This window comes from Streptomyces sp., from assembly GCF_031178505.1.
GTDB lineage: Bacteria > Actinomycetota > Actinomycetes > Streptomycetales > Streptomycetaceae > Streptomyces > Streptomyces gulbargensis.
This window is the reverse complement of record NZ_JAPSIW010000116.1, coordinates 1-12,665: the sequence shown is the minus strand read 5'-3', so window position 1 is coordinate 12,665 and position 12,665 is coordinate 1. Positions and strand designations below refer to the sequence as shown.

At 75.0% G+C, this 12,665-nt stretch carries 14 protein-coding genes; 4 read left to right on the top strand and 10 right to left on the bottom strand.

Annotated elements, in window-relative coordinates; translation table 11 throughout:
- On the bottom strand, positions 1 to 338 hold a 338-nt coding region (locus RIF68_RS11375), incomplete at its 3' end, for a hypothetical protein (RefSeq protein ID WP_309051061.1).
- Positions 339 to 752: 414 nt separating this feature from the next.
- On the opposite strand from RIF68_RS11375, the gene RIF68_RS11370 reads away from it, so the two are divergent.
- Positions 753 to 1,415, top strand: a complete 663-nt coding sequence (locus RIF68_RS11370) for a class F sortase (RefSeq protein WP_309051060.1) — start codon at positions 753 to 755, stop codon at positions 1,413 to 1,415.
- Between the two features lie 67 nt (positions 1,416 to 1,482).
- Here the strand turns inward: RIF68_RS11370 and RIF68_RS11365 are convergent, their stop codons facing one another.
- On the bottom strand, positions 1,483 to 2,370 hold the full coding sequence (locus RIF68_RS11365; protein WP_309051059.1) for a polysaccharide deacetylase family protein: 888 nt from the start codon (positions 2,368 to 2,370) through the stop codon (positions 1,483 to 1,485).
- A gap of 121 nt (positions 2,371 to 2,491) precedes the next feature.
- A complete protein-coding gene (locus RIF68_RS11360) occupies positions 2,492 to 3,703 on the bottom strand; it encodes a CapA family protein (protein WP_309051058.1) in 1,212 nt (403 codons plus the stop codon).
- 261 nt (positions 3,704 to 3,964) lie between these two features.
- Between RIF68_RS11360 and RIF68_RS11355 the strand changes: the two genes are divergently transcribed.
- From RIF68_RS11355 to RIF68_RS11345, 3 genes are all read left to right on the top strand, one after another.
- A complete protein-coding gene (locus RIF68_RS11355; protein ID WP_309051057.1) occupies positions 3,965 to 4,531 on the top strand; it encodes a sigma-70 family RNA polymerase sigma factor in 567 nt (188 codons plus the stop codon).
- 4 nt (positions 4,532 to 4,535) lie between these two features.
- Positions 4,536 to 4,949: a PaaI family thioesterase gene (locus RIF68_RS11350; RefSeq protein ID WP_309051056.1), complete on the top strand. Its 414-nt coding sequence runs from the start codon at positions 4,536 to 4,538 to the stop codon at positions 4,947 to 4,949.
- 188 nt (positions 4,950 to 5,137) lie between these two features.
- Positions 5,138 to 5,647, top strand: a complete 510-nt coding sequence (locus tag RIF68_RS11345; protein WP_309051055.1) for a hypothetical protein — start codon at positions 5,138 to 5,140, stop codon at positions 5,645 to 5,647.
- A 33-nt stretch (positions 5,648 to 5,680) separates the two neighbouring features.
- Here RIF68_RS11345 and RIF68_RS11340 read toward each other — a convergent pair whose 3' ends face one another.
- The 7 genes from RIF68_RS11340 to RIF68_RS11310 all read right to left on the bottom strand — a co-directional run.
- Positions 5,681 to 6,889, bottom strand: coding sequence for a histidine kinase (locus RIF68_RS11340; RefSeq protein WP_309051054.1), 1,209 nt, complete (start codon positions 6,887 to 6,889; stop codon positions 5,681 to 5,683).
- A complete protein-coding gene (locus RIF68_RS11335; protein ID WP_309051053.1) occupies positions 6,886 to 8,661 on the bottom strand; it encodes a cation acetate symporter in 1,776 nt (591 codons plus the stop codon). The genes RIF68_RS11340 and RIF68_RS11335 overlap by 4 nt, the downstream gene beginning before the upstream one ends.
- A 10-nt stretch (positions 8,662 to 8,671) precedes the next feature.
- The gene (locus RIF68_RS11330; protein WP_309051052.1) at positions 8,672 to 9,058 is read right to left on the bottom strand and encodes a hypothetical protein; all 387 of its coding nucleotides are present in this window, start codon (positions 9,056 to 9,058) and stop codon (positions 8,672 to 8,674) included.
- A gap of 182 nt (positions 9,059 to 9,240) precedes the next feature.
- Complete coding sequence (locus RIF68_RS11325) at positions 9,241 to 9,993, bottom strand: LytTR family DNA-binding domain-containing protein (protein ID WP_309051051.1); 753 nt, start codon at positions 9,991 to 9,993, stop codon at positions 9,241 to 9,243.
- A 31-nt stretch (positions 9,994 to 10,024) separates the two neighbouring features.
- Positions 10,025 to 10,900 (bottom strand): DNA-formamidopyrimidine glycosylase family protein, encoded by an 876-nt coding sequence (locus tag RIF68_RS11320; protein WP_309051050.1) that lies wholly within the window; start codon positions 10,898 to 10,900, stop codon positions 10,025 to 10,027.
- 58 nt (positions 10,901 to 10,958) lie between these two features.
- Entirely contained in the window at positions 10,959 to 12,344 is a 1,386-nt protein-coding gene (locus RIF68_RS11315) for a wax ester/triacylglycerol synthase family O-acyltransferase (protein WP_309051049.1), read from the bottom strand.
- 125 nt (positions 12,345 to 12,469) lie between these two features.
- The coding region (locus RIF68_RS11310; protein WP_309051048.1) for an ATP-binding protein at positions 12,470 to 12,665 on the bottom strand (196 nt) is incomplete at its 5' end.

Here is a 12,665-nt window from a genome sequence, read left to right as displayed (position 1 = left end):
GCGAGGACGCGGAAGGGGTGCGTGACCACGCGGGAGTTGTCGCTGCACTTGACGGCCAGGTTGTAGTTGCCCGGGGTGGCGTTGTTGTAGACGCGGGCGATGGCGCTGGAGAGCCCGTTGGAGTTCACCGACAGGTTGGTCTCCGGGAACGCGTTGGACGTCACCTTGCCGCCGTGGCCGCAGCCCTTGGCGGTGATCGTGATCGTCGAACCCGCGTGGACGTCGTACGGGTTGACTTGGACGTTGCTCGGCCCGTTGGTGGCGGCGGCGAGGGGGGCCGCGAGCCCGACCGCCGCGAACGCGGTGGCGGCCACCGCCAGAGTGCGTGCAGCACGCATGGTTGAACCTCCAGTGGAAGACGCCCCAAAGCGGTGCTCCGGGAGATTCGACGAGTACGCCTTCCATGACGAACCATCACAACTTGGGGCGTTTCCTGCACTTCGGCACTCCGCCACCCCAGTGAGGCGACACGCCGGGAAAACGACCCGCGCGGTGGACGGAACCGCAGGTCACGGCAGGTCGGGCCGATTGTCGGACGAATACTCGGATGGGTCAGCGTCCCGTCACCCGTGGTGCGCACAGCCACGGCCGTGACCGGAGTCCGGCGGCTCGGCGGCCGGGCGGTCCGGTCCCCGGGCGCGCGGGGGCGCCGCGCCACCCGTCCGGCGGCCCCGCCCACCCGTTCGCACCGTTCGGAGCGCCGGTTCCCGGTGTCGCCCTTACCGTTTCGACGACGCCACGAAGGGAGAACCATGCCCCCGAAGGACTTCCGCGTCGCCGAGCGCCGGAGACGCCAACCCTGGGGCGTCCTGGCCCTTGCCATGCTGTCCGGGCTCGCGATGATGCGCAACGGGGTGGACGTCGACTCCGGGCCGCCGCAGCCCACCGCCGCGGCGCGGCCGGTGGCCCGCCCGGTGGCCCCGCCGCAGGCGGAGGGGACGTCCGCCCTGCAACCTCTGCCCTTCGCGCCCGCCTCGCGCATCCGGATCCCGGCGATCCGCGTGGCCGCGCCCATCATGGACGTGGGCCTCGACCCGGACGGCTGGGTGGCCGCGCCGCCGCCCGAGGACGCCAACCTGGCCGGCTGGTACCAGAACGGGATCGCGCCCGGTCAGCGTGGCACCGCGGTCGTCGTCGGCCATGTCGACAACGCCCGCGGTCCGGCGGTCTTCTACGGCCTGGGATCCCTGGAGAAGGGGCAGCGCATCGAGGTCGACCGTTACGACGGGCGGGTGGCCGTCTTCGAGATCTACGGGGTGGAGGTGTACAGCAAGGACGACTTCCCCGGCGTGCAGGTCTACGCGGACACCGGACAGCCCGAACTGCGGGTGATCACCTGCGGCGGCGGTTACACCCGCGCCCACGGGTACGACGGGAACGTCGTCGTGTACGCCCGGATGGTCGACTCCCGCTGAACTCCGCGCGGGGAAAGGGCCCCGGTGCCGTCGTGGCGCCGGGGCCCTGTCGCGTTCCGGTGCGGTCTCAGCGCCGGGGCACGGTGATGCTGTACCCCGCGTCGAGGAGCGCCGGGAGGTAGCGGCGGAGCGCGGAGACGCTCTGGGAACGGTCGCCGCCCGCGTCGTGGGAGAGGACGACGACGCCGGGGGCGGCGCCGGCGAGGACCCGGCGGACGATGGTGCCGCTGCCCGGTTCCTTCCAGTCCAGGGTGTCGAGGGTCCAGGCGAGCGGTTCCATGCCGAGTTCGGCACCGATCTCGAAGGAGTGGCGGTTCCAGGCGCCGTAGGGGGCGCGGTACCAGAGCGGGGCGGTGCCCAGGATCTGTTCGACGAGGTCGCTGGTGGAGCCGAGTTCGGCGCGGATGCGGGAGGGGCGCAGCTTGGGGACGAGGGGGTGGGACCAGGAGTGGTTCCCGACGACGTGCCCGTCGTCGGCGATCCGGCGCAGCAGGTCCGGGTGCGCGGCGGCCATCTCCCCGCAGACGAAGAACATGGCGCGGCAGTCGTGGCGGCGCAGGGTGCTGAGGATGGCGGGGGTGTGGCGGGGGTCGGGGCCGTCGTCGAAGGTCAGCACCATGGAGCGGCCCACCCCTTCCAGGCTGAGGAAGGGACGCCGCCGCACGGGCGGGACGGCCCGGTGGAAGGCCGGGGGCGCGTAGGCGGTCATGGGCTGGAGCCGGTACGCCGAGGGAAGCTGCCGTGCGGACCCGGCGCGGGGTCCGGCGGCCGGGCCCGCCGCTCCCCCGCTGCCGCCGGGCGCTCCGGCGGGGGCCGGGGCCGCGGCCGGGTTGCGGCCGGAGGGGGCGGGGGCGAACCGGTCCGCGGTGAGGACGCCGACCGTGGCGGTGGCCCCGAGGGCGGCGGCGAGGCGCAGCACCGCCCGGCGCCCCATGGGCATCTGATCCTTTTTCATGACCAATGGTTCGTACGGGCGAAGCACGGTGCGGCCGAGCGACACCGGCCGCGGCTCCGAATGCACCCGCCCGGCCGACACCCGGGGCGGTGGCAGGCGGGGCCGCGCCCCACCGGTGGGACTACTTGCCCATGACCAGGCCGTCCTGGCCGGCCCCGCGGGCGAGGACCACCTGGCGGATGACGTCCCGGATGCCGGCGTGCCGGGGGTCGCCGCCGTCGGAGGCGCCGAGGTTGACGACCCGGCCGCGGCCGGTGTCGTACCACTGCGGCACGAACTCCGCCTTGGTGACCTCCCAGCGCCCGCCCGGCCGGGTGGGCGGGGTGAAGGTGAACCGGCCGAGGGTGCCCTGGTTGCCGCGCGGGTCGTAGGCGCCCACGTGGTTGATCATGTCGCCGGCGATCTGGTCGCCCATGCCGTAGACGACCCAGGTGCCGTTGACCTTCTCGTACGCCTGCGGCACGTGGGCGTGCGTGCCGAGGATCAGGTCGATGTCGGGGCGGCCGCCGGTCCGCGAGGCGGTGAGGGTACGGGCGAGGGCGAGCTGGCGCTCGTCCGGCTCGGTCTGCCACTCGGTGCCCCAGTGGAGGCTGACCACCACCACGTCGGCACCGGCCGCGCGGGCGGCCCGGGCGTCCGCGATCACCTTCGCCTCGTCGATGAGATTGACCGCCCAGGGCTGTCCTTCGGGCAGCGGGCGGCCGTTGGTGTCGTAGGTGTAGGCGAGCTGGGCCACCGTGGCGCCGCCCGCCGTGAGCAGCGTCGGCCGGGCGGCCTCCTCCGCGGTCCGGGCGGAGCCCGCGTGGCGCACCCCGGCGCGGTCGAGGGCGTCGAGGGTGCGGCGCAGTCCGGCGGCGCCGTCGTCGAGGGTGTGGTTGGAGGCGGTGGAGCAGGAGTCGTAGCCGGTGGTGCGGAGGGCGGCGGCGATCTCCGGCGGCGACTTGAAGGACGGGTAGCCGGTGTAGGGGCCGCCGGGCTCGCCGTAGACGGTCTCCATGTGACAGATGGCCAGGTCGGCCGCGGAGACGACGGGCCGCACCCCGGAGAGCATCGGCGTGAAGTCGTAGCCGTCGCCGCCCGCGTCCTGGGCGGCACGGCGGATGATCGAGTCGTGCGGGAGGACGTCGCCGGAGGCGATGAGGGTGAAGCCCGCGGGCGCGGAGGCTCCGCCGGGGGCGGCGGAGGGCGCGGGCCCGGCGGACCGGCCGCTCGGGGCGCCTTCCGGGGTGGGGGCCGCGCCGCTCAGGGCGGTGCCTCCCCCGCAGCCGGTCGCCGTCGCGGTGAGGAGGACGGCGGCGAGGGCCACCGCCCGGGGTCTGGTGCGTGAGGTCATCTGGGCTCCACCCGATTTTTGAGGATGAACATCTGTTCTGATGAATTGATCTCTCAGAAAAGCCTCAGTCAAGGGTCAAAGCCGTATAAAGTCATTAAACCCGCTAAAACGGACGCATCAGCTCCATTCGATCCTTCGCCGTGCCACTCGTCGCTCGGTGCGACCGTTCGTCGCACGCCCTTGTCCGTCCTCTGTCCCTCGTCGCCCGAATGCGCTCGGATACGGCCCTGAACGACGACGCACCGGGGAAAGGCGGGCAGCATGACGACGGCCACGAGAGCGACCACCGACGAGCGGACCCTGGAGGAACTGCAGCGGGACCACGGCCCGGCGCTGCTCTCCTTCCTGCTCGGCCTGACCTACGGCGACCGGCAGCGGGCCGAGGACCTCGCGCAGGAGACGCTGGTCAGGGCCTGGCAGCACCCGGAGGCCTTCGACGGCCCCTACGCCTCGATCCGGCCGTGGCTGTTCACCGTGGCCCGCCGGCTCGCCATCGACGCCCGCCGCTCGCGCCTCGCCCGCCCGGCCGAGATCGGCGACGGCGTCCTCGCCGTGACCCCCGACCCCGCCGACCCCACCACCTCGGCCGAGGCGGCGCTCGACGTCCGGGCCGCCGTACGGGAACTGAGCCCCGAACACCGCGCGGTACTGGTACGGCTCTACTTCCACGGACTGACCGTCAACGAGGCCGCCGTCGACCTCGGCATCCCCGCCGGGACCGTCAAATCGCGCTCCCACTACGCACTGCGGCAGCTGGGCCGTTCCCTGCCCGGCTACCGGCCGCGCCGCGCGGGCGTTGCCCGGGTACGCGCCGGAGCCCCACAATGACGCCGTGACGCTGACACTCGCCGCCGCGGACAAGATCCTCGCCGACAACTTCGCCCCCTGGGTGCTCGACCTGGGGCTCTCGGTCGCCTCCGTCGACGGCCACGAGGCGGTCCTCCGTCTGCCGTGGTCCCCACGCCTCGCCCGGGAGGGCGGGAGCCTCTCCGGTCAGGCCCTGATGGCCGCGGCGGACACCGCCACCGTGATCGCGGTGTCGGCGGCCCGCGGCGGTTTCGTCCCCATGACCACCGTGCAGCAGTCGATCACCTTCCAGCGGGCGGTGACCGGCACGGACGTCCTCGTCCGGGCCCGGCTGACCAAGGCGGGCCGGCGGATGGCCTTCGCCGACATCGTCATGACGGCGGAGGGATCGGACGAACCCGCCGCCCACGCCACGGCGGTGTACGCGCTCCTCGGCTGAGCCCGTCCCCTCCCCCTCGCGTCCCAGCGGCCCCCGCTTTCCCAACGGCACCGATCCGGCCGGAGAACGTATCCGAAACCACACGGGCGAGTTGAGCAAAGCGGGACCCCCGGGCGCCCTTCCCGGAGGAAGCTCTCCCCCGGGACCCCGAGTCCGGGTCCCGCGACGTCCGGGAGAAGGTGGGAGCGTTGCCGCCCGAGAGAACGAACGGCGCCGGCGGTACGGGTGGCGGTCTCGCCGTCCCGATGGCCTGGCTGTGCGCCGACTGTCTGGCCGACGAACTGCTGCGTACCGCCGGCCTCGCCCCGCCCGGCTCCCTGGAGTTCCGGGCGGGACGCCAGACCCTCGCCCTCACCGTCCACCTGTCGCTCCCGCCGGACGCCCCCGGCCCGGCGGCACGCGGCGGGGCCGCCGGTCGCGCCGACGCGTGGCTGCGGCGCACCGCCCACGCCCGCGACTGGGCGGCCTGGGTGGAGGAGCGGATCGCCGGCCGTCTCGCCGCCGGAGGCGAGGACCCCGACCTCGACCTCGCGCGGAACACCTGGCGGACCCTCAACGGGACCTGGATGCGCGCCGCCGACCTCGACGGCCCCGCCGTGACCGGCCCGGGCCGCCGCGTCGACGAGTCGGTGCAGGTGTGGCTGCCCGCCTGGGAGCTGGGGCTGCCGCTCGCCCACCTCGCGCTGCGCCTGCGCTGAACGGGACGCGGCCCGAGCCGTCGCACGCCGGGCTCAGGGGGCCGAAGGGTGCACCCCCGAGCGGTACTTGGGGATGCGTACCGTCACCTTCATCCCCGCGCCGAGCCCCGTCTCGATGACCAGGCCGTGCTCCTGCCCGTACACCTGCCGCAGCCGCTCGTCGACGTTGGAGAGGCCGATGCCGGACCCGGCCGGGTGCTCGCCGCGCAGCACGGCGCGCAGGAGCTCCGGGTCCATGCCCACGCCGTCGTCCTCGACCGTCACCACCGCCTCGGCGCCCGCGTCCCGGGCGGCGATGGTCACCCGGCAGCCGCGCTCCCGGTCCTGGAGGGCGTGCTTGACCGCGTTCTCCACCAGGGGCTGGAGGCACAGGAACGGCAGGGTCACCGGCAGCACCTCGGGAGCGATCTGGAGGGTCACCTTCAGCCGGTCGCCGAAGCGTGCCCCGGCGAGCGCCAGGTACTGCTCGATGGAGCGCAGTTCGTCGGCGAGCTGGGCGAACTCGCCGTGCCGCCGGAAGGAGTAGCGGGTGAAGTCGGCGAACTCCAGGAGGAGTTCGCGGGCCCGCTCCGGGTCGGTGCGGACGAAGGAGGCGATGGCGGCGAGGGAGTTGAAGATGAAGTGCGGCGAGATCTGGGCCCGCAGCGCCCTGATCTCGGCCTCCACGATCCGGGTGCGGGAGCGGTCCAGCTCGGACAGTTCCAGCTGTACGGAGACCCAGCGGGCGACCTCGGTCGCGGCCCGCACCAGGACGGCCGACTCGCGCGAGCCGTAGGCGACGAGCGCGCCGAGGACACCGTCCTCGCCGGTGAGCGGGGCGACGACGGCCCAGCGCAGCGGGCAGGCCGGATCGGCGCAGTCCGCCCGGGCGGACCTGCTGCGGCCGGTCTCCAGGGTCTCGGCGACCAGGGCCCGGACGCGTTCCCGGTGGTGGCTCTCCCCCGGGCCGTCCCAGGCCAGGACGGCGCCGCGATCGGTGAGGCAGAGGGCCTCGGTGCCGAGCAGGGATCGCAGGGTCCGGGCGGCCCTGCCCGCGGTCTCACCGGTGAGCCCGGCGCGCAGGGGCGGGGCGGCGAGGGAGGCGGTGTGGAGGGTGTGGAAGGTGGCCCGTTCGACCGGCGTGCCGAGGTCGAGGTCGGCGGCGGCGTGCCCGCGCCGGGCGGTGAGGCGCCCGAGCACGTACCCGGCGGCGAGGAACACGGCCCCCGCTGCGGCCCCGGCGGCCAGGGCGGTGCCGCTCACCGGCGCACCTCCTCGGGGACGGGTGCGGCGAACTCCTCAGGCAGGTGGAGGCGGGCCAGGAGCGCCGGGGTGCCGGCCGGGATCCGGCGCGGGGTGGCGAGCGAGACGAGGACCATGCCGAGGAAGCCGAGCGGCACCGACCAGACGGCCGGCCAGGCCATGAGGGTGTGCGCCCAGCCGGCGGGGGCGAGCCCGGCACGGGTCGCCATGACCGCGGCGAGGGCGGAACCGCCGCCGAGGAGCAGCCCCGCCATGGCGCCCGGCGGGGTGAGGCGGCGCCACCAGATGCCGAGGACGAGGAGCGGGCAGAAGGAGGAGGCGGAGACGGCGAAGGCGAGGCCGACGGCGTCGGCGACCGGCACCTTGGAGGCGACGACCCCCGTGCCCAGCGGGACGGCGGTGGCGAGCAGGGTCGCGAGGCGGAAGTGCCGTACGCCCCGGGAGGGCAGCACGTCCTGGGTGAGGACACCGGCGACGGACATGGTGAGGCCGGAGGCGGTGGAGAGGAAGGCGGCGAAGGCCCCGCCGGCGAGGAGCGCGCCCAGCAGGTCCCCGAGGACGCCGCCGAGGACCCGGTCGGGCAGGACGAGCACGGCGGCGTCGGCCGAGCCGGTGAGGGCGAGTTCGGGCGCGTACACCCGGCCGAGGGCGCCGTAGAGCGGAGGCAGCAGGTAGAAGGCGCCGACGAGCCCGAGGACGACGAGGGTGGTGCGGCGGGCGGCCCGGCCGTGGGGGCTGGTGTAGAAGCGGACGGCGACGTGCGGCAGTCCCATGGTGCCGAGGAAGGTGGCGAGGATCAGCCCGTACGTGGCGTACAGCTGGTGGCCGTCGTGCCCGCCCGCGAGCGGCTGGGACCAGCCGGGCGAGGCGAGCGGGGCGTCTCCGCGGGCCACGTCCGGGGAAGGGCCGGCGTCGCCCGCGGCCCGTTCGGGGACTCGGGTGCCGGGGGCGAAGGCGAGTTCGGTGCCGGCGAGGACGTGGTGGGTGCCCGGGGCGAGGGTGACGGTCCGGTGGTCGTGGCGGACGGAGTCCACGCTGCCGGTCACGGTGACCGTGAGCGGCGCGTCGAGGTCGATCCGTACGGTGTCGGCGAGCCGCACGACCGTGTGCTCGCGCAGCACGGCGGGGGCGTCGAAGCGGGCGCGCGGCGCGCCGTCGCCGTACCAGGCGGCGAGGAGGAAGACCGCGGGGACGAGCAGGGCGGTGAGCTTCAGCCAGTACTGGAAGGCCTGGACGAAGGTGATGCTGCGCATGCCGCCCGCGGCGACGGTGCCGGTGACGACGAGCGCGACGATCAGCCCGCCGGCCCAGTCGGGGGCGCCGGTGAGGATCTCCAGGGTCAGGCCGGCGCCCTGGAGCTGCGGCAGCAGGTAGAGCCAGCCGATGCCGACGACGAAGAGGCTGGCGAGGCGGCGGGCGGCCGGTGACTCGAGGCGCGCCTCGGCGAAGTCGGAGAGGGTGTACGCGCCGGACCGGCGCAAGGGGGCGGCGACCAGCACGAGCAGGACGAGGTAGCCGGCGGTGTAGCCGACCGGGTACCAGAGCATGGCGGGGCCCTGGACGAGGACGAGGCCCGCGATGCCGAGGAAGGAGGCGGCGGAGAGGTACTCGCCGCTGATGGCGGCGGCGTTGAGGCCGGGCCGCACGGTGCGGGAGGCGACGTAGAAGTCGGAGGTGGTGCGGGAGATCCGCAGCCCGAGGGCGCCGATGAGGACGGTGGCGAGGACGACGGCGGTCACGGCGACGACCGCGTAGGTGTGGTTCGGGTTCATCCGGGGCGGTTCACCGTTCGACGAGGCCGGTGAAGTCCCGTTCGTTGGCCTCGGCCCGGCGGACGTACCAGTGGGCGACGGCCCACACCACCGGGTACACACCGACCCCGAGCACGCCCCACACCACCGCCTCGGGGGCGGGCAGCGCGACCAGCAGCGGCAGGGTGCCGACCAGCAGGGCGAGGGCCCCGAGGGCGGTGAGCGCGGCTCGGAGCTGGCTGCGCATCAGGGCGCGGACGTAGGTGTGGCCGAGGGTGGTCTGCTCGTCGATCTCGGAACGGGCCGGGGGGTGGACCGGGCGGCGGGCGGCGGGCCGGGGCGCCGTTCCGCCGGCGTGGGCGGAGGCGTAGGTGACGGTCTCGCGCCGGGGTCTGCGCGGTGGGTGGTGCTCGGACATCACGGTCCGCTCCGGCATCTCTCGACGACTTCCGACGGGGGACGGCGGGCGGCGCGGCCCTGACGTCGCGTGGAGTCTACGCAGCGTGCCGCGGCGGCGGTAGGTGTACGGGGCACGGCCCGGGGCGGTCCCTCAGATACGGCGGCGCCCCGGGGCGGGCCCCGAGCTCACGGCGGCACGGCTCAGGCGCCGGCCCGGCGCAGGAGCAGGTCCCGCAGCTGGCGGGCGTGGCGGCGGCTGACGGCGAGGTCGGTGCCGCCGATCCGCACCGTCGTCGCACCGCCGTCGAGCCGCAGTTCCTCGACACGGGCGAGGGCGACGAGGTGGCTGCGGTGGATGCGGACGAAGCCGCGGGGCGCCCAGCGCTCCTCCAGGGTGGAGAGCGGGATGCGGACGAGGTGGCTGCCCTGGGCGGTGTGGAGGCGTGCGTAGTCGCCGTGGGCCTCGACGTAGGCGATGTCGTCGACCGCGACGAACCGGGTGACGCCGCCGAGTTCCACCGGGATCTGCTCGGGGGCGGGCGGGGCGGCGGGCGCGCCGGCCGCGTGGACCAGTTCGTGGACGCGGCGGACGGCCTCGGCGAGGCGTTCGCGGCGCACGGGCTTGAGGACGTAGTCGACGGCCTTCAGGTCGAACGCCTGGAGGGCGAAGCCCTCGTGGGCGGTGACGAAGACGACGAGCGGGGGGCGGGCGAAGCCGGCGAGGAGCCGGGCGACGTCCAGGCCGGTGAGGCCGGGCATGTGGATGTCGAGGAAGACGACGTCGACGGCGTCCTCGCCGCCGGGGCCGGCCTCCAGGGCGCGCCCGATCCTGCGGAGCGCGGCGGTGGCGTCGCCCGCGCCCTCCGCGGTGCGCACGCGCGGGTCGGCGCGCAGCAGGTAGAGCAGTTCCCCGAGGGCGGGTTCCTCGTCGTCGACGGCCAGTACGCGCAGCATGCGCCGGAGTCTAGGCGAGGGGCGGCGGGCGCTATTTGAGCAGTTTCGACAGGCGCCGGTCGGCGAGGATCTTTCCGCCGGTCTGGCAGGTGGGGCAGTACTGGAGGGAGGAGTCGCTGAAGGAGACCTCGCGGACGGTGTCGCCGCAGACGGGGCAGGGCTGCCCGGTGCGGCCGTGGACGCGCAGGCCGCTCTTCTTCTCGGCCTTGAGCTTGCCGGCGGCGAGGCCGCGTGAGCGTTCGACGGCCTCGCCGAGGGTGGTGCGCAGGGCGGTCCAGAGGGCGGTGGTCTCCTCGGGCGTGAGGTTCTGGGTCGGTTTGAACGGGGAGGTCCGCGCGGCGTGGAGGATCTCGTCGCTGTAGGCGTTGCCGATGCCCGCGATGAGGCTCTGGTCGCGCAGGGCGCCCTTGATCTGGCGGCGTTCGCCGGCGAGGAGCGCGGCGAACTCCTCCGGGCCGAAGTCTTCGGCGAGCGGGTCGGGGCCGAGGCGGGCGACGCCGGGCACCTCGCGGGGGTCGCGTACGAGGTGGACGGCGAGGCGTTTGGTGGTGCCGGCCTCGGTGAGGTCGAAGCCGTCGCCGCCGGCGAGCGCGGTGCGCAGGGCGAGGGGCCCCTTGCCGGGGCGGGGCGGTCCGGAGGGCAGCGGGTCCTGCCAGCGGAGCCATCCCGCCCGTGCCAGATGGACCAGCAGGTGGAGTTCGCCGCCGGGGTCGCCGGTGAGGGTGAGGTCGAGGAACTTGCCGTGCCGGCCGACCGCCGTGACCTCGGTGCCCTCGGCCGCGCTCAGGGGCGGGTCGTACGTCTTGAGGACGCTGATGGCGACGGGCAGGACACGGACGATCTCCTTGCCCACCAGGTGGGTGTCGAGGAAGTCCCGCAGCGCTTCCACCTCGGGGAGTTCGGGCATGGCTCCACCTTGCCGCACGGGGCGCCGGAACGCTTCCCGGCGTTGTCCGGGCGGGCTCTCAGGGCGTGTCGCGGGCGGGGCCCGCGCGGGTTTCCGCCGGTGGGTCGAGCAGGTCCAGTTCGCCGGTGAGGGCCGCGGCGAGGTCCTCCGGGTCGGGGACGGCCACTCCGTCGGCGACGAGACCGACGTGGACGTGGCCGCCGTAGGGGGACATGGCGACGGCGAGGGACTGGCCCCGGGCGAGCGGCGCCATGGGGAAGAGGGCGCGGAGCGGGGCGCCCCCCAGGGAGAGGGCGGAGCGGGGCAGCGGGACCTGGGTGACGAGGAGGTCGAAGAGGAGCCGGGCGGCGCCGGAGGCGAGAGGTGCGCCGAAGCGGTGGGCGAGGGGGTGGAGCCGGTCGGCGAGGAGGGCCACGGCGCCGGCGCCCCGGTGCGGTCCCGCCGCCTTGTTGCGGTCCATGGCCCGGCGGACGGCGGCCAGCCGGGCGGCCGGGTCGGGTTCGGTGACGGGCAGGTCGACGAGGTAGCCGGAGAGGCTGTTGCCGGGGCCCGCGGTGACGCCGGGGCGGCGGCGCGAGACGGGGACCAGGGCGCGGGGGTCGGCGCCGGGCAGCGGCAGGCCGCGGCCGTCGATCCAGTGGCGGAGGGCTCCGGCGACGACGGCGAGCAGGACGTCGTTGGCCGTACCGCCCGAGGTGCGGCGGATCCGGTGGATCCGGTCCAGGGGCAGGGTGGCGGTGGCGATGCGGCGGGTGCCGCTGGACTCGGCGGCGAGGGCGGCGGTGGCCCGCGCGTCGAGCCGGCCGGCGCGGACGACGGAGGCGCCGACCTCCACCGCCCGGCCGAGGTCGCCGATCCGGTCGCGGGCGATGCCGAGGAGCCGGCCGGGGCCGGGGAGCCGGGAGCGGTGCGGTACGGACCGGGGGCGGCCTCCGGGGGCGGTGGGACGGCCGCCGGCGATCTCGTCGAAGATGCCGGCGCCGATGGCCACGGCGCGCATGCCGTCGGCGAGCGCGTGGTGCAGTTTGACGAGGACGGCGAAGGAGCCGTCGGGGGCACCGCTGAGCAGGTACATCTCCCACGGCGGCAGTCCGCGTGCGACCGGGCGTTCCATGAGTGCGGCGGCGAGCCGGGTGGCCTCGGCCCGGAAGTCGGCGCCGGTCAGCGCGATCTCGTGGACGTGGCGGCGCACGTCGAAGTCGGGGTCGGGTGCCCAGGCGGCGCCGCCGACGGGGAGGAGGACGTCCTGGACCCGGGTCCGCAGACGGGGGACGGCGGCGGCACGACGGGCGAGGAGGGAGAGGAGGTCCGGGGGCCCGGGGTCGCCGGCGGTCGGCGCGGGTGGGGGGCCGAAGTGGGCGAGGGCACCGAGGTGGAGCGGGTGGGCGGGGGATTCCAGATGCCAGAAGGCCAGGTCGAGCGGGGCCAGAAGCTCGCTGCTCACAGTGTCCTCACGTCCTGCGGAGGGGCGGGAGAACGAAGTCAATCGCGTACTGTCAGTTACGGTCAAGTACGCTCGGTTAACACTCCGTTTCTATCTGCTTCTGGCTGCACCTCGATCGGCGTGCGTCATCGGCCGGAGGTCTCCGTCAGGACGAACTCGCACCACACGCACTTGCCGCCGCCCCGGGACTCGACGCCCCACGCGTCGGAGATCTGCTCCACCAGGAACAGCCCCCGGCCCGACACCCCGGCCTCCCCCGCCTCGCGGCGGCGCGGCAGGGCGCTGGAGCGGTCCTCGACCTCGACCCGTATGCGCCGCCCC